This is a genomic window from Cytophagaceae bacterium ABcell3 (assembly GCA_030913385.1).
Lineage (GTDB): Bacteria > Bacteroidota > Bacteroidia > Cytophagales > Cytophagaceae > ABcell3.
On the sequence record CP133159.1, the window covers coordinates 87487 to 107441 of the forward strand.

At 39.9% G+C, this 19955-nt stretch carries 15 protein-coding genes; 8 read left to right on the forward strand and 7 right to left on the reverse strand.

From position 1 onward, the window contains the following. Window positions 1-4 precede the first annotated feature (4 nt). Complete coding sequence (locus RCC89_00460) at window positions 5-1558, reverse strand: acyl-CoA carboxylase subunit beta (GenBank protein WMJ71649.1); 1554 nt, start codon at window positions 1556-1558, stop codon at window positions 5-7. Between the two features lie 181 nt (window positions 1559-1739). Here RCC89_00460 and RCC89_00465 point away from each other — a divergent pair, with 181 nt between their 5' ends. Both RCC89_00465 and RCC89_00470 read left to right on the forward strand, forming a co-directional pair. Further along, window positions 1740-2672 carry a phosphatase gene (locus tag RCC89_00465; protein WMJ71650.1) on the forward strand — a complete coding sequence of 311 codons (933 nt, stop codon included), beginning with the start codon at window positions 1740-1742 and terminating at the stop codon, window positions 2670-2672. A 171-nt stretch (window positions 2673-2843) separates the two neighbouring features. After that, complete coding sequence (locus RCC89_00470) at window positions 2844-3548, forward strand: SIMPL domain-containing protein (GenBank protein WMJ71651.1); 705 nt, start codon at window positions 2844-2846, stop codon at window positions 3546-3548. A gap of 138 nt (window positions 3549-3686) precedes the next feature. On the opposite strand, the gene RCC89_00475 is transcribed toward RCC89_00470, so the two are convergent. The 3 genes from RCC89_00475 to RCC89_00485 form a co-directional block, all read right to left on the reverse strand. Continuing rightward, window positions 3687-4829, reverse strand: a complete 1143-nt coding sequence (locus tag RCC89_00475) for an aminotransferase class V-fold PLP-dependent enzyme (GenBank protein WMJ71652.1) — start codon at window positions 4827-4829, stop codon at window positions 3687-3689. Between the two features lie 75 nt (window positions 4830-4904). Beyond that, on the reverse strand, window positions 4905-5195 hold the full coding sequence (locus tag RCC89_00480) for a LapA family protein (protein WMJ71653.1): 291 nt from the start codon (window positions 5193-5195) through the stop codon (window positions 4905-4907). An 81-nt stretch (window positions 5196-5276) separates the two neighbouring features. Continuing rightward, the gene (locus RCC89_00485) at window positions 5277-6203 is read right to left on the reverse strand and encodes a mechanosensitive ion channel family protein (GenBank protein WMJ71654.1); all 927 of its coding nucleotides are present in this window, start codon (window positions 6201-6203) and stop codon (window positions 5277-5279) included. 453 nt (window positions 6204-6656) lie between these two features. On the opposite strand from RCC89_00485, the gene RCC89_00490 reads away from it, so the two are divergent. The 5 genes from RCC89_00490 to RCC89_00510 all read left to right on the forward strand — a co-directional run bounded on the left by RCC89_00490 (window position 6657) and on the right by RCC89_00510 (window position 12346). Continuing rightward, window positions 6657-7739 carry an Ldh family oxidoreductase gene (locus tag RCC89_00490; GenBank protein WMJ75621.1) on the forward strand — a complete coding sequence of 361 codons (1083 nt, stop codon included), beginning with the start codon at window positions 6657-6659 and terminating at the stop codon, window positions 7737-7739. A gap of 109 nt (window positions 7740-7848) precedes the next feature. After that, window positions 7849-8256 carry a hypothetical protein gene (locus RCC89_00495; protein WMJ71655.1) on the forward strand — a complete coding sequence of 136 codons (408 nt, stop codon included), beginning with the start codon at window positions 7849-7851 and terminating at the stop codon, window positions 8254-8256. A gap of 101 nt (window positions 8257-8357) precedes the next feature. Beyond that, window positions 8358-8699: an arsenate reductase (glutaredoxin) gene (arsC, locus tag RCC89_00500; GenBank protein ID WMJ71656.1), complete on the forward strand. Its 342-nt coding sequence runs from the start codon at window positions 8358-8360 to the stop codon at window positions 8697-8699. Between the two features lie 75 nt (window positions 8700-8774). Beyond that, entirely contained in the window at window positions 8775-10967 is a 2193-nt protein-coding gene (locus RCC89_00505) for an ATP-binding cassette domain-containing protein (GenBank protein WMJ71657.1), read from the forward strand. Window positions 10968-10984: 17 nt separating this feature from the next. Further along, entirely contained in the window at window positions 10985-12346 is a 1362-nt protein-coding gene (locus RCC89_00510; protein WMJ71658.1) for an HlyD family efflux transporter periplasmic adaptor subunit, read from the forward strand. Window positions 12347-12368: 22 nt separating this feature from the next. On the opposite strand, the gene RCC89_00515 is transcribed toward RCC89_00510, so the two are convergent. The 3 genes from RCC89_00515 to hemA all read right to left on the reverse strand — a co-directional run bounded on the left by RCC89_00515 (window position 12369) and on the right by hemA (window position 18537). Further along, the gene (locus RCC89_00515) at window positions 12369-14360 is read right to left on the reverse strand and encodes a WG repeat-containing protein (protein ID WMJ71659.1); all 1992 of its coding nucleotides are present in this window, start codon (window positions 14358-14360) and stop codon (window positions 12369-12371) included. A gap of 22 nt (window positions 14361-14382) precedes the next feature. Beyond that, window positions 14383-17022, reverse strand: coding sequence for a WG repeat-containing protein (locus RCC89_00520; protein WMJ71660.1), 2640 nt, complete (start codon window positions 17020-17022; stop codon window positions 14383-14385). Window positions 17023-17265: 243 nt separating this feature from the next. Beyond that, window positions 17266-18537: a glutamyl-tRNA reductase gene (gene hemA, locus RCC89_00525; protein WMJ71661.1), complete on the reverse strand. Its 1272-nt coding sequence runs from the start codon at window positions 18535-18537 to the stop codon at window positions 17266-17268. Between the two features lie 111 nt (window positions 18538-18648). Here hemA and RCC89_00530 point away from each other — a divergent pair, with 111 nt between their 5' ends. Continuing rightward, a complete protein-coding gene (locus tag RCC89_00530) occupies window positions 18649-19842 on the forward strand; it encodes a HAMP domain-containing sensor histidine kinase (GenBank protein ID WMJ71662.1) in 1194 nt (397 codons plus the stop codon). The last annotated feature ends 113 nt before the right edge of the window (window positions 19843-19955 follow it).

Below are 19955 nucleotides of genomic sequence, written 5' to 3' on the forward strand. Positions count from 1 at the left end.
ATAATTACAAAGGAATGTTCCCATGTTTTTTCTTAGGGAGTTGATCCACCTTATTTTCTAACATTTTAAACCCAGAAAGCAGCTTTTTACGTGTTTCTTCAGGCTTGATAACTTCATCTATATACCCACGAGCTGCTGCCAGGTAAGGGTTGGCAAATTTGTCGGTGTACTCTTGTATTTTTTCTTGCAGCTTATCTTCAGGGTTTTCAGCTTCTGAAATATCTTTTCTAAAAATAATTTCAGCAGCTCCCTTGGCACCCATAACTGCTATTTCGGCTGCCGGCCAGGCAAAATTGAGATCCGCCCCAATATGCTTGGAGTTCATAACATCATAAGCGCCTCCATAAGCTTTTCTGGTAATAACCGTTATGCGGGGAACTGTTGCTTCTGAAAAAGCATACAAAAGTTTTGCACCACTTGTAATAATTCCGTTCCACTCCTGGTGCGTACCCGGCAGGAAGCCTGGTACATCTACCAAAACAAGCAGAGGTATATTAAAGGAATCGCAGAAACGCACAAAACGAGCACCTTTGTTGCTAGAGTTAATGTCCAATACGCCTGCAAGTACAGAAGGTTGGTTGCCAACGATGCCAATACTCCTGCCCCCTAAGTAGGCAAAGCCAGTGACAATGTTTTCAGCATAGTCTTTATGGACTTCAAAGAAAGATCCTTCGTCCACCACCAGGTCAATAACCTCCCGCATGTCGTATGGTTGGTTAGGGTTCTCCGGCACAATTTCATTCAAAGCAGGTACCATTTCAGACGCTTGGGCTTCATAAGGAAGTACAGGCGCATCCTCTTCACAGTTTTGCGGAATATAAGATAACAGCTTTTTTATATACTGTATACACTCTACCTCATTGGTACAGCTAAAATGTGTTACGCCGCTTTTGGTGCTATGGGCTGACGCTCCGCCCAACTCTTCGGACGAAACACATTCATGGGTTACAGCTTTTACCACATTAGGCCCCGTCACAAACATATATGAAGTGTTTTCCACCATCAGAATAAAGTCTGTCAAAGCAGGAGAGTACACCGCACCACCGGCACATGGCCCCATAATAGCAGAAATTTGAGGCACAACCCCAGAAGCCAAGGTATTACGGTAAAAAATATCAGCATAGCCTCCCAAAGAAACTACCCCTTCTTGAATTCTGGCCCCACCAGAATCATTTAATCCGATAAGCGGTGCGCCATTTTTCATGGCCATATCCATAAGCTTGCAAATCTTCTCGGCATGGGCTTCTGACAGCGATCCTCCAAAAACAGTAAAGTCTTGGGAGTAAACATACACAAGGCGTCCATTTACCTGGCCAAAGCCTGTAACCACACCATCACCCAGATATTTTTCCTTTTCAAGTCCAAAATCATGGCACCTATGCTCTACAAACTTTCCTATTTCTTCAAAAGAACCTTCGTCCAACAGCAGGGCTATTCGTTCTCTAGCAGTAAGTTTTCCGCGCTTATGCTGTGCATCAATCCTTTTTTGCCCACCTCCAAGTACTGCATCTTTATTTTTCTTATCTAGAAATTCGTGTTTACCGGATGATTCTCCCATAAAAAAATCAACATTATTTTAAATCAAATATAAAAGGTTTATGATAAAATCCATTAAAATGACTATCTTAAAAAAGGATTGTCTTTAAGGAATATAACATTTCCCTGACTAATTGGATTATGTTTGTAGTACCTACAAGAAGGACATTATTTTAAAAATCTAAATTCCTAGAAAAATGTTCATGAAACCTGGTCGTAAAATAGCGGTAATTGACATGGGTACAAATACCTTTCACTTGCTTATTGGCGATGAGCAGGGAAATGTCATTCTTAAGGAAAAAGTTTCTGTAAAAATTGGCCAAGGAGGTATATCTCAAGGTATAATTAACCCATTGGCTTGCGAAAGAGCGATCAACACGCTAAAATCTTTCAAAAGCACCATTGAACTTTATAACATTACCGAAATTTATGCTACTGCAACCAGTGCCATCAGAAGCGCTGCCAACGGCCAGTTACTTGTAGACGATATTTATAAAGAAACAGGTATCGAGGTAAAAGTAATATCAGGAGAGAAAGAAGCAGAATATATTTATTATGGGGTACGGTCGGCCGTAGATATGGGCGAAGAAACATCTCTTGTGGTAGATATTGGGGGAGGAAGTGTAGAATTCATTATCTGCAATCACAAAAAAATCCTTTGGAAAGGGAGCTTTGAAATCGGAGCCCAGCGCTTGGTAGATAAATTCCATACCGAAGACCCTATGCCGCTCAAGAATACAAAGTTATTGGAAGAGTTTGTTGAAAGCCAAATTCAGCCGTTAATAGAAGCCACTAACAAATACAAGCCAGAAACACTCGTTGGTTCATCTGGCACTTTTGACACCCTCTCCGAAATAGACAATCAGCAACATGGGCGCATATTCCTTCCAGACCAGGAAAAAGAATATTCCATGGACCTTGCTACCTACCACAAGCTGCATCAGGAAATCGTAAGAGCCAATAGAAAAGAAAGAATGCAAATTGAAGGTATGATCCCTATGCGTGTAGACATGATTGTAGTAGCATGTTGCCTCATAAACTACCTTCTCAAAAGATTGTCACTAACAAAAATCAGGGTTTCCACCTATTCCTTGAAAGAGGGCGTTCTGGATAGGGTGCTTGCAGGGGTTTTGTAGTTTTCACTAATGCTTTTTCTTTAAAATCTGATATTTAAAGTTATAAAACCTACCTCAGCTATAAATCCTATTATTACAAGACAGGCAAACACTTTTAAAAAAAATCACACAACATCTTAACTTTCATCTATTTTTTATACATTTCTACGTTATTTAAAGAAAAACAATTCAATGAAAGCCATAACACTTTTTTCTTTCCTGCTCTTATCTTTTGGGGTTATTGCTCAACAAAACAGTCGTAGTCTTGAACTAAAAGGCACTGGTACGGTAAAAATGATGCCAGACCAAGGCAGTTTGTTTATCAACGTATCTACCCACCAAATGGAAATGAACAAAGCCATTTCTGAACTTGACAAGAAAACTGTGGAAATATTTAAGCTTCTTGAAAAAGCAGGTTTTAAAAGAGAAGATATTAAAACAATCGGCTACAATGTCAACAAGCACACGATATACCGCAATGGACAGCCCCGAGACAGTGGCTATGTTGGCAGACAGCAATTGAACCTAGAGTTTCCTTATAAAAAAGAAACTACAGCCAAAATACTTTCAGCTTTTGCAGATCAAGCGGCAGAAGCTCAGCTCAGGTTTTCATTCAATATGTCTGACGCCAAGATGAAAGAAGTAAGGGAAATGCTCATTAAAGACGCTATCCGTGATGCCCGTCAGAAAGCAGAATTAATAGCAGAAGAGTCAGCGGTTTCACTTGGGGAGATTTCGGAAATAAAGTATGGGGAACCAGAGCAAGCCCCAATTAGATTTGAAAGAGCTGCCATGATGGAAACACAAGATGGGAGAAACAGGCAACCACAGGGGTTTGATATCAGAGAAGCAGAGTTCACAGATACGGTATGGATAAAATGGAATCTAGAACAATAGCCACAAGGCTTGTCTTGTGGCTACACACACTTGTGACTTTTTCTGCAGGCCCTAAATACCTCAATGCCGGAACGCGTCGATATATAACCCGCCAACGGTGCATATTAGATTCGTTGCAGCAGATGGTTGGACAACACCCTATATTTCAACCAAAGCTTCTGTCAATTTGAACAAGTCGTCACTGTTGTTGTAGAAACCTGTAGAAATCCTTACCGCATCGGTAATGGGCACTGGTCGCACAAGTACACCTTTATGTAGTAACGCTTCTGTTACATCGCCAGGAGCTTTGTCCTTAAAATGAAATGCAATAAGACCAGACCCAGGTTCTCGAGTAACCAAGTTCACGCCTTTTGTATCAGCCAACATTTCCCAGGCTTCTCTATTCAAGACCTGTATCCGTTCCAAAACATCATCAACCCCTATCTTTTCCAGCCATTTACACGCTTCAAGCATGCCAGCAATATTTATGGGTTGCACGGTGCCATACTCAAAGCGTTGGGCATTTTCATGGAGGTCCATACCATACATATCTAACTCCTTAAAAGAGCCATATCCGGTATAGACAGCATGGAGGCTATCTATATGTTTTTTTGCAACGTATAAAAAACCCGTTTCTTCGGGTCCACAAAGCCACTTCTGTCCTGGGGCAGCATAAAAATCACATCCTAATTCCTTCATGTCAACAGGAATAGACATAAAAGACTGAGCACCGTCTACAAGAACAGGTATGTTATGTTTGTGGGCTATTTCACACATTTCTTTGAGAGGAGTAATATGTCCGGTGCAATAAGAGACATGTGACAAAGATATGAGCTTCGTATTGGTACTAATTAAGCCCTCTAACTCTTCGAGCCAATTTTCTTTAGAACCTAACAAGTCAAGGTATTTAATATGGATGCCATAACGGTTACGAGCCTGGAACAAAGGTGTGTACCCTGCCGGATGCTCTACATTAGAGGTAATAATTTCATCACCGCTTTTCCAGTCCATTCCGTTAATTACAAGGTTTATGCCCTCCGTTGTGCTAGAGGTAAGTGCTATTTCATCTTCTGAGCACTTGATCATTGAGGCAAGGCTTGCTCTTATCTCTTTTTTCCAACGGTCTGTTTCCTGATAGTAGTCAAGCGTAATTCGCCCTCTCAACAACTGTCGTTCCAAAACACCTTTCATGCGTTCTGCCACAGGAATAGGCACAGGACCGGCGGTTCCCGTATTAAAAAAGGCATAATCAATTACAGACGGAAGCTGTGTCCGTACAAAACTTAATTGCTGGTGATCCATACACAAAAACTTGTCTATTAACTACCTTAGAAAAATCAAAAAGTTTACCTAACCCCTAAACCAGATAAGGGAAAGTTAATTTGGCTGTTTTGAATCAAGCTCAGAGTTTCCTTTATCAGCTTCCAATTTAGCAATTTTCTTCTTTGCTTTATTAAGCGAAACCCTGAGGTTAATAAGAGATGGCATAAAATAAGCGCCTGTGGCCAAAATCCCGAGAGAAAAAGTAGAAATCAATATCAAAGAAAGCGAAGCTCGTGTTTCCCATACAAATACCTTAATAGTGGCCACTTCAGAGTTCTGAAGGGTAAATACCACCACTACAAGCATTAACGAAACTGTAAGTAAAAGCCAAACAGATTGTTTCATGTATTTCCAGCTATTTATATAATAAAATAACGATCCTTTACTGAAAAAGATCGTTATTTTTTTTAAAAACAGAAAAGAGGTTTATTTAGAGGCTCCTGCCAACATCTTTTCATCCACATCAAGCTTGAGAGGATTGATCTTATCGCCCCAGTAAACAGTGGTATGAGGGAACGGAATTTCAATATTTCGTTCATCAAAAGCATATTTAAGCCTTTTACGGTATTCCCTTCCCACAGCCCATTGCATAATAGGTTTCGTTTTAATACGCGCCCTAATTACCACAGCACTATCTGCAAACTGGTCAAGCCCTACTACTTCTATAGGCTCAATAATTTTTTCGCCAAACTCCACGTCGTTTTGAAGTTTCAAGCCCACAGCCTTCATTATATCAATCACAACCTGAACATCTTCTTTGTAAGCGACACCAATATCAAGTACGGCAGCCGACCATTCCTTTGTCATATTGGATAAGGTATTGATCTTACCATTCTGAAAAACATGTACAACACCTGCAAAATCACGCAAAGTAACAGTACGAAGTTCTATCTTTTCCACCAGGCCACCTGTACCGTTAATAATGGCCACATCACCTTTTCGTATTTGGTTCTCTAATAAAATGAAGAACCCACTTATAAAATCACGTACCAACTCCTGAGCACCAAAGCCTACAGCCAAACCAATAATACCTGCACTAGCCAAAATAGGGCCTATATCAATGCCAAATTTACCTAATATGATAATGAAAGTAATGGTAAGTAAAAAGATCTTGATAGCACCCTCAACTATCCCCAATAATGTTTCAATTCTTTTCTCGGCTTCTACTGTATCAACATTTTCGTTTTTATCAGCGCGTTTCACAAGCGTCCTCTTCAACTTTCCAACGGAGAAGCTAATAGCACGAAGCAAGACAAAGATAGTAACCAATAAAATAAGCAGACCTGGAAGTTCAGCGATAAGCCATTGGTGGAGACCGTCAGAAAGCCCCTGCCAAAAATCATTTGTAAACATTAATTTTAAAATTTTAAGACTCTAAATATTGTCTTATAGACAAATTAAACACTAAGAAAGTTTTATGAGGTTTCAGGCTTGGGGGCATTTTTACCCATAAACACTAAAATCAAAGGTACAATATAACCCCTATTATACAAAGTAGGCCATAAGGGACTTTCAAAAGAAAAACCGGCCGAAAATTAATAAAAACAACATTAGAAATTAGTGATTAATAAGTTACAACCCGTTAAGCAAACCACATTTTTTCACAAAAACAGGTTAGGTCAACCTAAATAAAGGCCAAACCGGCATTTGAAGCCTTATAAAGGAACGATAAGACAGAAAAAAATGTTACGGGGCAGCACCTCTGCTGGAAAAATATGCAGTGGCTCAACAAGTGGAAAAGATATAAATTCCCAGAAATTTAATAAATTTGTTAAATTAAAGATTGTACTAGGGAAAAAGGGCTTTATGTATTCATACCGGAAACTTCTTAATTTCACAAAAGACATTTTTATCAAGATAGGCTGTAGCCCTGAAGATGCGAATCTGGCCTCAGAAGTATTGCTTTCTGCAGATTTAAGAGGGGTAGACTCTCATGGTGTGGCTAGGCTTAGCGGGTATGTCAGGCTATGGGAGGCCGGTCGCATCAACACAAAACCAAATATCCGAATAGTACATGAAACCCCTTCTACAGCAGTAGTAGATGCCGATGCGGCACTTGGATTAGTAGCAGGCCCTAAGGCCATGGCTATAGCCATGGGAAAAGCTGAAAAATGCGGTACAGGATGGGTGTCTGTAAAAAACTCTAACCATTTTGGCATTGCCGGATACCATGCTATGCTAGGCCTAGAAAAGGATATGATAGGCATGGCCATGACTAACGCAAGCCCTTTAGTCGCGCCAACTTATTCATTAGAAAGGTTATTAGGCACCAACCCTATTGCTATTTCCATTCCGGCAGGACAACAACCTCCCTTGGTAGTTGATATGGCGACTACAACAGCACCGAACGGAAAGTTGGAGATCTTGCAAAGGAAAAACTTAGAAGCGCCCACCGGATGGATACAAGACAAAGGCGGTCAAACATCTCTCAACCCTCATGAACTCAAAAACGGTGGTGCACTACTCCCGCTTGGAGGAGACAGGGAGCATGGAAGCCATAAGGGTTATTGCCTCGGATCGGTAGTGGATATTCTCTCGGCTGTGCTTTCAGGAGCCAATTATGGCCCATGGGTGCCTCCGTTCGTAAGCTTTTTGCCTGTACAAGAAGATCCTGTAGGTGAAGGCGTTGGACACTTTTTTGGAGCAATGCGTGTAGACGCTTTCAGGCCGGCAGAAGACTTCCACAAGCATATGGATCATTGGATAAACAGGTTCAGAAATTCTGCGGCAGTAGAGGGCGAAAAGGTTCTAATTCCGGGAGACCCTGAAAGAGAAATATCTGCTGAACGTTTAAATAATGGCATCCCTCTTTTAGAGCCTGTTGTAAAAGACCTGGCAAGCCTCGGCCAAAAATTTTCAGTACAAGATTTGGAAGCAGAGCCTAGCTAAGCATACTTTCTTTTACAGAAACACTATACAAAAAGAACAGCGGGCCACTCTTAATACACTAGAGGAAACAGCAGAAAACTTTAGTGTACTTTATAAGTTGTACGATAGTATGAAACCGGTAAATTACTTATGGTTATTCCTTATTATATTATGCACCTCCTGCTATAAGGATGTATCTCTCCCATTAACAGCAGAGATAACTTCCACCACGTTGCCAGATTCTGCACAGCCTGGTGTCAAGACAAATTTTGTAATATACTTTCAAAAACCGGAATCATGTGCTAACGTAATCGACCCTGTTATGACGCAAACAGGTGATACTATTGAGTATAGAATCCTTCTTCAAAATCCAGACCCACCCTGCGGAAACAACTTGTCAAAAGATTCTATTGTAGAAACATTTCAAAAAGACGACCCTGGCATGCTTTACTTTCGCTTTTTCACAGACGAAACCATTTATATGAAAGACAGTGTCATTATCAGGTTTCACGAGGATCTAGCAATTACCTCAAACTAAAGCTTGCTGTAATTTCATGGTAAATGCAAGTCTCTGAGGCTTCATAATTCACGGCTTTTAATTTAACTTTACATCAACTATTACCAAAACCAATAATTGCAATGGCCAAAATATACCATAATCCAAGATGTAGAAAAAGCCGTGAAGCATTGGCATTTCTTAAAGAACAGAACATTGAACCTGAAATTGTGGAGTACCTTAAAACACCTCCTACCAAAGAGGAGCTTTCTGAGGTCATCAACAAGTTAGGAATTAAAGCAGAAGACCTTATCAGGAAGAAAGAAGCCGTATACAAAGAAAACTTCAAAGGTCAAAGCCTCTCTGATGAGGAATGGATAGAGGCCATGGCACAAAACCCGGTTCTGATAGAAAGGCCTATTGTGATAAAAGGAGACAAAGCTTATATAGCCAGATCACAAGAAGCGTTGGAGCAAATCAAATAAAGCACGAGCCTTTTGGTTCTTCCCTTCCTGCTTAACATTACATAGTCTTTCAGGTTATTATAATGCTGAAAGACTATGAACAACCAACAAATAATTCAAATAATAATCGAATATCAGCGGATATTCCACCATAAAGCAAGCATCAGTCCAGACTCATTTGAATGGGACCAAAAAGAGTATGCACCGGAGGAAATATCTGCTTTTATACAAGACTTAACCGAGGCAGGCAACAAACACAAGCTTGTCTTTTTACAAAATGACATTGATCCGGCAGAGTTTGAAGATTATTTAATTGACTTAGGCTTCCCGATATTAATTTTTTTAAAAGAAAATGGCCATTGGGTTCCGGTGAGTATTTATTGCTATACGCGCCGAAATTGTAAAATCACTAAATACTACGGCGGGTCAAGGGAAGAGCTAAAACAAATACCTGCTACTTCAAGCTTACTTCAAGACTATAAAGGCAAGATAATCATGCTTGCCACTTTTCAATTTAATAGTCTGGTAAGCATGGAAGAGGAGGAAGTAGATACAGGCAAACCACTCACGCCGGTACAAAGGTTTTTTAAAATACTATCTGCCGAAAGGCGTGATATAACCTATATTTATTTGTATGCAGTCTTTATAGGACTCATTGCATTGGTGCCTCCCTTGGGCGTACAGGCAATCATCAGTCAAATAGCCGGAGGGGTTCAAATCAATACCATTTGGATTGTCATCGGGATTGTTATTGTGGCGGTTTTGTTCAGCGGGGGATTACAGGTGATGCAATTGTTTATTGTGGAAATGCTACAAAGACGGGTTTTTACCAAGGCTGCATATGAATTTGCCTTTAGAATACCACGTTTAAAGCTAGAGTCTATACAAAAACACTATGCACCAGAACTCATAAACCGTTTTTTTGACATCCTCACCATACAAAAAGGACTGCCAAAAATATTACTGGATATTTCGGCCGCAGCGTTGCAAATAGTATTTGGTCTTATACTGCTATTTTTCTATCACTTTGCATTCATTGTATTCGGCATCATATTAATAATAGTTCTCTTGCTCATTTTTTATGTGAGCGGCCCCAAAGGATTAAAAACCTCACTACAAGAATCAAAGCATAAGTATAAAGTGGTTTATTGGCTAGAAGAGCTCGCCAGGGCCTTAGACTCCTTTAAGCTGGCCGGAAACTCACCATTGCCAATCAGGCGTACAGACCAGAATGTAAACAACTATTTAGATTATAGAGAAAAGCACTTCAAGGTATTAATTACACAATACATTCATATAATATTATTTAAGACCATTGTCATAGGAGGTCTACTTATCATAGGAAGTTTGCTGGTAATTGATCGTCAAATCACATTAGGGCAATTTGTCGCTTCTGAACTGATAGTGGTCATCATTGTAAGCTCGGTAGAAAAGATAATCATGTATGTTGACATAGTCTATGATACCTTAACAGCGGCAGAAAAAGTCGGCAACGTAACAGACCTGCCTCTTGAAAAAAGTGGCGGTATACAAATCAAAGAGGTGATAGCCCAGGGCATGCACATAAAAATAAGAGACCTCAAATATAAGTATCCAGAAAACAAGCAGTACACATTAAATGGATTAAACCTGGACATTCAGGCAAGTGAAAAAATTGCTTTGACAGGTGTTAACGGATCAGGGAAATCAACACTCATAAATATACTGGCTGGTGTTTACACAGATTTTGATGGTATTGTAGCCTATAATAATATTCCCATAAGGGATATAGACCTGATGAACCTCCGCAGTGCTGTTGGTAGAAACATTTCATTAGAAGATATCTTTGACGGCACAATTTTAGAAAATATCACTTTAGGGTTACCTGACGCAGGATATCCTGATGCTCTGGAAGCAGCAGAAAAAGTACGTTTATTGGACTTTATACAATCATTACCAGAAGGGTTCCACGCCAATATGCTCAGTGGAGGAAGAAATTTTCCAGAAAGTGTAAACAACAAAATAATATTAGCAAGATGTATAGTCAAAAAACCAAAGCTCTTGCTCTTAAACAACTTCTTTAGAGATTTTGAAGAAGAAGAAAAAAAAGCGCTTCTGGACTTGATCATCAAATCTACCAACTGGACTTTAGTTGCCGTTACCAACGACCCTCTGGTGCAATCTGCTTGCGACAAGACAATAGTGATTGAAAACGGAAAAATTGAAAAAGAAGTAAAGAAAACCAGAAAAAAAACAAGTACTGGCAAAAGAACAGGCAGTAGAAGGAAAAGTAACAATAAAGACCAATAGAAAAAGGAGGGACAGTTATGCTTAACATATCACCGAGACGGGTAAAGGTCTTTTTTAAGAATCAACACCTTTCAGCACTGGAAGTCCTGAAGACTCCCAAATCCGTAAAGGCTTTTGGCAAATGGTTACTTATACTGCTGGTATTAATTATATTGATCTTATTCCTTCCTTGGCAGCAAAACATTAGAGGAACAGGCCAAGTAACTGCTTTCTCGCCGAGCGACAGGCCACAAACGGTAGAAACAGCCGTAGCAGGCAGGATTGAAGAGTGGTATTTCAATGAGGGCGATTTTGTCAACAAAGGAGATACCCTTGTACGCTTTTCAGAAGTAAGTCAGGATTTTTTCGACCCGCGACTCATTGAAAGACTCGAAAACCAACTTGAGGCACTAAAAGAAGGTATACAAGCAAGAACGGAGCGTATTGAGGCTACAGAAGCACAGGCTGAAGCTTTAAGGCAAGAACTACAACTAAGGAAAAGTCAACAGCAAAATACGATAGAGCAAAATCGGCTAACGGTAATTAGCGACAGTGCGGAATTAGCAGCAGAAAGGGCTCAATTGGAAATAGCCGAGACCAGGTTAAACAGACAACTTGAGCTGCGAAGAGAAGGCCTAGCGGCAGAACGGGACGTGGAAGAAGCCAGGCTGGTTTTTGAGGAACGGCAAGCAAGGGTGGCAGAATTAGAAGCCCGGCTAGAGTCTTCAAAAAATGAACTTACCAACGCCAAGCTTCAGTTAAGCACGCTTGTGGCTGATTTTAATAGCAGGATAAATAACGCTTTAGCTGGACTAGGTCAGGCAAGGACAGATCTTGCCACAGCCAGAGAAGAGCTTGCCCAGCTAGAAACCCGCTATACCAATATGATTATACGGAGAGACCAGTTGTACTTAAGAGCACCTCAAAATGGCTTTATCGTACAAGCACAACGGGCAGGCGTTGGAGAAACAGTTGCCGAAGGCGAGCCTCTCATGACCATTATGCCCGAAAACCCTTCGCTAGCGGTACAGTTATTTATAAGACCAATGGATATTCCTTTGATAGACACCGGAAGACATGCAAGACTGGAATTTGAAGGATGGCCTGCTTTACAGTTTACAGGAAGACCCAATTTAGCAATTGGTACTTTTGGCGGAATAGTACAAGTAATAGACAGGGTAGAATCGCCGGAAAGAGGGGGTATGTTCAGAATACTAGTAACCCCTGACCCTGATGACAGGCCTTGGCCACCATTGAAAGTGGGATCGGGAGTTTATGGTTGGGTTCTTTTGGAAAATGTTCCTATATGGTACGAAATATGGCGTCAGATAAATGGTTTCCCTCCAGTGATACCAGAAGAAAGTTATGTAAATGTTGGGGAGGGACAAATCAGGAGATAAAATGGAGAAGTAGAAACTTATTTTACCGTAAGGAAAAATCTTCTACTTCTCCACTCTTCATACAAATAAATGAATTATTGAATTTATCATAAACGATAAAGTCATATTCTATAGGAATAACAAAGTTTTCATTATAGTCCAGAATACCCCAATTGCCATCTCTTTCTACCATCACAAACCCACCTCCAATATCTTCTATATAATCATATTTAGGAGCAAGTATTTCCGCCCCATCTAAGCCTGCCATGCCAAATTTCCCGCTACTCTCTAGCAAATACCTTCCAGTAACAGTAGAGGTAATTTTATCAAAGTGCTGCCTATGCAGTTCCTTTCCGTTTTTACCAACCAAATTCCAATTACCATTATACTCAACTAAAGCTGCACCATTCTTATAAGGATACACAGAAGAGTAAAAAGGCTGTACTACAAACCGTTCCTCCTTATCTACAAATCCCCATTTTCCGTTAATTTTAACAGCCGCATAACCTTCGGAGAAGTCCATGGCATCTGCATATTGGGGAGCGATCCAGATGTTGCCCCGATTATCGATAAACCCATGCTTCCCATTCCATATCATCCGGGAATACCCATTATTAAAACCATATATTCTTTCATATTTCTCACTTAGTTCCCATGTAAACCGCCCATATTTATTTACAATCCCGGTCTTCTTTCCTTTCGTTACTATAAAGCTTCCGTCTTCCCAAGGACCAGTCACGTTATCATAAACAGAGGCAATAAGCTCCCTCTTTGCAACAGGATCATACACCCCCACCCCATCTGAAGATCTTACTAACAGGAACTCCTCGTTCAACTTTTCCACATGCTTGTATTCCCCTTTAGAAAAAACATAAGACTTTTTTCCCCCTGCCCCTATTCGCAGCATGCCACTAGAAAAATCTTCAAATTCAACAGGCTTGATGATATAGTTATCATCCCCGTCAATAATTGCGTCTAAAGGTTTATTAAGAGCTGAATAAAAAATGCGAACCTTTGCTTTACCGTCTTTGAAGTCCTCGGCATCCATATACCGAAAATCTATCAACTTTTTTCCCGATGCATCTATAAAACCCCAATACTTTCCTTCAAGGGTGGCAGCAAACTTTCCCTCACTGACATTGCGAATTTCATGGAAATAATGTGGCGCCATTAAATCCCCTTGGTGGCTATAAAGTCCCCACTTTCCATCTTCATCAGCAGATTTAACCCTCAAGACCAGGCTGTCTATAATAATATCCTTAAAATCAGCAGGGACAACTACATTTCCAGTTAGGTCCACCACACCAGCCAAACCATTTTTAGTAACTTTTAATAACCCATATTCCGCTGCTTCGATTTTGTCATACTCATAGTGCGTCAGAAAATTTCCTTTGCTATCTACTAGGCCTGAATAACCAACCATAGAATAGACAAAAAGGCCAGGGCCCGCAGGAAGCAAACTATCTACCTTCAATTGAAACTTCTCTTTGTTTTGAGGGTTTCTTAAAGACCAAATATCAAAAGACTTTCCTGTATATTTACCTCCACCTTTGCTTTTAAGCCATTTGAACTCGAAGTCTTTCAACTGTTTCCCCTTGAAATCTATAATGCCCCACCGGCCATTTTTCTGTACCAGAATTTTACCTTTTTCTTCGAATCGAAAGTTATCATATTCATTATCTATAATCTTATTTCCATCTTTATCATAAAAACCCCACAACCCTTTTGAATTACAGACAGGAATAACACTTTTTTGAATATCATTGATGTCAGTAAAAGCAATAGGGACAATTAAGCGCCCTTTTTTATCTACGACACCCCTCATGTTACCATTTCCAACAACGGCCATACCATGGCGGAAACCTTGATATATACTATCATAGGAAGGCTGAATGACAAAAACCCCTTTTTTGTTCACAAAACCCCATAGGTCGTCAGCCTCCTTAGGGGCAAGACCTTCGCTGTAAACCTCTTGGGCAGAAAGCTCCTGAAAGTTTATAACTACAGCTAGAAAGGCAACAAAAAAGAATTTCACAGGTGATACCATTGAAAGGATATTATTTTTCGACTCCTTGTTCAAGAACAAACTTCTCTTTAAAACCTTTTTTCATTAATAAAAATTCACCTGACAGCTCATTGAAGTAAATATTGTCGTACTTAAGGTCAAAAACAAAGTTTTGCTCATAGTCCAAGACCCCAACTTTTCCATCTTTGCTTACGATTACCCCATGTCCTGTATCCTCAACACGATCATAACGGCAGTTAATCACTTCCCTACCCAAAGAATCAGCCAGGCCAAACTTGTCATTAAGGCGCAGCACCCAAGTACCTGTAGCAGTAGCCATCACTTCATGGTAAAAAGTCGAGTTTTGAAGTTTCCCTTGCAAATCAATAAAATTCCACTTTTTCCCTTCCTCCACCTTTGCGACCCCTTCTGAGAATGAGGTAGCATAAGAATAACGAGGTTGGATAACAAACTTCTCGTCCTGATCAATAAACCCCCATTTGCCATTCAACATTACCGCAGCCAGACCTTCAGAAAAATCCTGTGCAGAGTCGTACTGTGGAGAAACCCTAAGTCTACCTTTCATATCCACATAGCCAAAATGCCTTCCCTTTTTTATACGGGCAAAACCTTCAGAAAAAGCAAACATTTCATCACCACCATGTTGGAATGAATAACGCCTAACTCCCATAGCAGAAAAAACTACAGCTTCCTCTTTATAAACACCCACCACTTGACCATCATCATTTAAAGATAGATTGGAAAAATGGACAGGTTGGAGCAAATTAAAACTAGTATCTGCAAGTTGAAACCCATCATCGGTTCGCAAACTTAAAAGATGCTCGTTCAACTTTAACACTTCACGAAAACCTGGGTGTTCATAGCAACTCTCACCAATGGACAAAAATTTGCCCATAGCTTCCAAACCTTTCCATTGATTACTATGATTGATAAAGCCATATTTCACTGAATCTTCCACCTCTCTACTTACCATTGCATACCCATTTCGGAAAGAGGAGGCCGTTCTAAACTGAGGTTCAATATAAAGGGAATCAGCTACACCCGCAAAGCCCCATAGCCCGTCTTTATGCTTAATATTTATATGTTTCCCAGACCAATTGCCAGCCTTTACATAATTGCCTTCAAACACCTTTTTACCGGCAGTGTCCACACATATCATATAATCAGCAACACCTGTTCCAGAGGAAAAAGCCAAAAAATATCCCGTCGTATCATATTGAATAGATTGATAAGACAAAGGGAGCAAGAAACTACCTTTACTGGTCAAAACCCCATACTTTTTCCCCGATTGGACTAACAAAAAGTTAGGATGTACATTGGCCGACAAATCAGGCAGTGCTTTAATTTCTACCTGCTTAGACCTATCACCAATATTTACCTGGTTCTTTAGGTACATAATGTAAATGTTTCCAGCAATTACCAAGCTGTCTGCATGATATATAATGGAGTCATTTTTTCCGGCTGAAACTTTCCACTTATTGTAATTAACAAGAACAATTTCATCTCCTTCTTCTAGAATATGGCTATACTTATGAGGTGCATCCATCTTGCCAGATAGCCCCATTATGCCCCATTTCCCTTTATGCAAAACGGCCACATAAGTGCTATTTTCAAAAAACCTATATTGATCGAAACCCTCGTCTTGAACTTTTTTCCCATCAGCACTATAAAACATCCATTGCCCCAGCTTATTTTTAACAGGAATAAGACCGTACATGATTTCTCCAGCTTCTGGGTACTCAAAAGGAACCACTACCCTGCCCTTTTTGTCAATTACCCCACAAAACAGTTTCCTTTCAGACTTCTTGCCTACAATAGCCAACCCATCCTTAAAAGTCCAAAACAGCTGGTCATATTTATCTTCAATTACTTTTTTCCCCTTATGGTTAACAAATCCAATTTTACCAGACTCCATAAAGCGTACCGCAGCCAATCCTTGAGAAAAGTCATAAACCTCAGAAAAACCAGTTTTTGAAATAAGTTTTCCTTTTGCATTTACAAAGTTCCACTGCTCACCCGATTGCACTTTCATCAACTTTTCTGACGGTGCACCGATATAATCAAAAACAGGCTTGCTGAGTACTTTTCCTTTGCTGTTCAACAGGCCCCACAAATCCCCAGCTTTATAAGCCAAGAGGCCATCTATAAAGAAAGGTTGTTTTTCAACCGGCAAGTGTTCCGTATCGGGCCATCCAAGGCGGTTATATACAGGAGGGATCACAAACCTGAACTTTGTATCTATTACCCCCCATTTGCCTTCATATTTTACTATAGCACGATCCGAAGAAAAAGACAAAGCCTCTTCGTAGACCAGATTACTGACCTTTTTCCCATCTTGATTGATAAAAAACCACCCAGTATCCAATTTTACAGCAGCAAACCCCGCACTAAAATCTCGTCCTTCAGAAAACCTTTCCGGGAAAGCATATTTCCCAGTCGAAGCCAAGTAAGCAACATAGTCCCCGCCTTTGCTTCCTGCCTTTACCCTTACCTTAGCCAACCCCTCGCTAAAAGGAGAAGCACTCAAGAACAAAGGCTTCACATAAAACTCACCGTCTTTATTCTTATATCCATAATAGCCATTTTCATTATAAGCAGGATGAAGGTCTTGAGCAAATCCCGAAGACAGCCCTGCCAAAATAAAGCAAGCGATTCTAAAAAAACGTGTCATTAAACTTAACTATAAAAGATTGTTTAAAAGTAACGAACTATATGCAACTAAAAACATTAACAAAAAGAAGTCTTTTAAAAAAATGTTTCAATTTTAAAGTATGCAATAGGGTCTGTCATGAGTAGCAAAAGAACAAAAAGGAGCTATTGCATATTTCGGGTATAAAACTCCGAAAAATTCCCAATAGAAAAAAAAAGCACCAGTAAAAACCAGTGCTGTATAATGTTTCAAAGTCAAAAGAAACTATTTAGCCTCTTCCTCCTGCTGATCAAGGTTAAATAAATCATTAAGAACATCTATAAGCGTCTCAGCCTCTCCCCTTCTACAAGCCGCCTTTAATTGAAGCACAGGCAGCTTAATGATTTTCTGCATTATGTTCTTCGTAATAAGGTCTACCTTTTTGCATTCCGTATCGTTAAGTTGACGCATATAACGCGCCATTTCTTCTTGCCGAATCTGCTCGAGTGCTTTTTTAAGCTTGTTAATGGTAGGTGACACTTCCATGTCTTTAGACCACTCATTAAACTCTACTATAGCCTCGCCAATGATTTCCTGAACCCTAGGAATAGAATCCAGTCTTTTCTGTAGCGCCTCAGAAGCCCTGTTTTGAATATTATCTATATGATAAACAACCACACAAGGAATCTCTTCTACCTCAGGGGCAACGCTTCTTGGCACTGCAATATCAATAAAATACTTAAATGAAAACTCAGATACCTCAGCTACTTTATCCTTTGTAATAAGCGGTTCGTCGCGTGAAACCGAAGAAATGATAACATCAGCTTCTTTTACAGCGTCCCACATATTTTCGAAAGGCACCACTTTAGCATTGAAGCATTCTTTGGCAAGCTCTTCCGCTTTGGACAAAGTACGGTTGGTAATAGAAACCATGGCGTCAGAATCCTGCAAATTACGGCACACATCGGCACCCATTTCACCAAGTCCCACAACAAGGACTTTTGGATTTACCAATTGGGAACATAGCTCTTCGGCCAGTTCTGCTGTTGCATAAGAAACAGAAGCCGCTCCATCGCGGAAGGACGTTTCCTGTACAACCTTTTTATTGGTAAAGAAAATGGTATGCATGAGCCTGTGCAAGAAAGGACCGGCCATATCAATATCAGCAGACCACTGATAAGCATTCTTTGCCTGATTGGTAATTTGCATATCTCCCACCACCTGAGACTCCAGTCCAATAGAAACGTTAAACAAATGCAGTACAGCTTCTTTATGGTCAGAGATTACCTTAAAGTGGGGCAAGTAAGCCTCAAAGTCAGAAATACCCTTTTGCAGGCACAGTATCTTTATAATATGGCTGCTATAATCATTGGCAGACGTATAGTAGATTTCTGTCCTGTTGCAGGTAGACATAATCAGCATATCTGTGGAGTCACAGTACTCCCTCAAACTGAGCATGAGTTTTTTGCATCCCCCTTCATCAAGCGACATTGCCTCCCTGATTTCTAGGGGGGCATGCTTATAAGAAATAGTAAGCGCTTTAAAATTATTCCACATAGCTTATTATCGGAATGCAAATTAACGTAATTAACGCAAATTTGAAACCTTTATGTAATAAATTTACATATATTATGAAACTAAATACACCAGATTTTCCATTTTTGTTCTATGGAACTCAATAATCTTAGTACATTTGATATTTATAACAACAAATCTAGGTTCAAATTAATTATCCTGATTGTTGCATTTTTTATTAGCGGGGCTTCTATTTACTATACTAACCAGTTGGTTAAGTCACTTGCAGAAAGAGAGCAAAAGCTAATAGACCTTTATGCTAGGGGGTTAATATATGCTGCAGACCCGGACATTAGCGAAAACCTTAGTTTTTTGTTCCAGGAAATTATTGAAGCCAACAACTCAATTCCTGTTATACTAACGGATGAAAATGAAAACCCGATCAGTGAAAAAAACATTAAAATTTCCGACAACCTAAGCAAAGAGGAAAAAGACGCTTTTCTTCAAACCAAGGTTAAGCAAATGAAAGAGGTGAACACACCTATAGTGGTAGAGTTTGCTCCGGGACAAAAGAACTATATATTCTATCAGAACTCTTATTTACTGTCCCAATTACAATACTATCCGTACATCCAGCTTTCAGTCATCTTTATCTTCTCTTTTATTGCCTATTTGGCCTTCAGCTACTCCAGAAATGCAGAGCAAAACCGGGTTTGGGTAGGATTGGCGAAAGAGACAGCCCACCAACTTGGCACACCGTTGTCCTCATTAATGGCCTGGATCGAGCTTTTCAAAGCAAACCCTAAATATAAAGATGACGAAGCTATTTCCGAGCTAGAAAAAGATGTAGAAAGGCTAGAACGGATAACTGCCAGATTTTCAAATATTGGCTCTGCGCCGGCCCTACAGGACGAACCTATATATTATACGGTAGAAAAATCAATTAACTACTTAAGCCACAGAGTATCAAGAAGTGTAGAATTTAAATTATCTGCATCATTAAGTAAAAATACTACCGCAAAACTTAACAAACCACTGTTCGAATGGGTAATAGAGAACATATGTAAGAATGCAGTTGATGCCATCAAAGGGAAAGGCTTAATTACCATAAACCTATCGAGGGCAGACAATAAAATAATGATAGATATCAGTGACACAGGAAAAGGAATTCCTAAATCAAGTGTCGGGAAGGTATTTATGCCGGGTTATACAACAAAAAAACGTGGGTGGGGGCTTGGCCTGACCTTGGTAAAGCGTATTGTAGAAAACTATCACAAGGGAAAGATATTTGTACTCAACTCAGAGGTTGACAAAGGAACAACCTTCAGGATTATTCTGAACAACTAAATACCTAAATTAAAAGTGGCATTTCAACCGGTTGTTTAAACAGGTCTATGAATGTAAATTAAACCACAAAATAAAATAGGGCTTTTTTTGGAATGAGCGAATAAAAAATTACT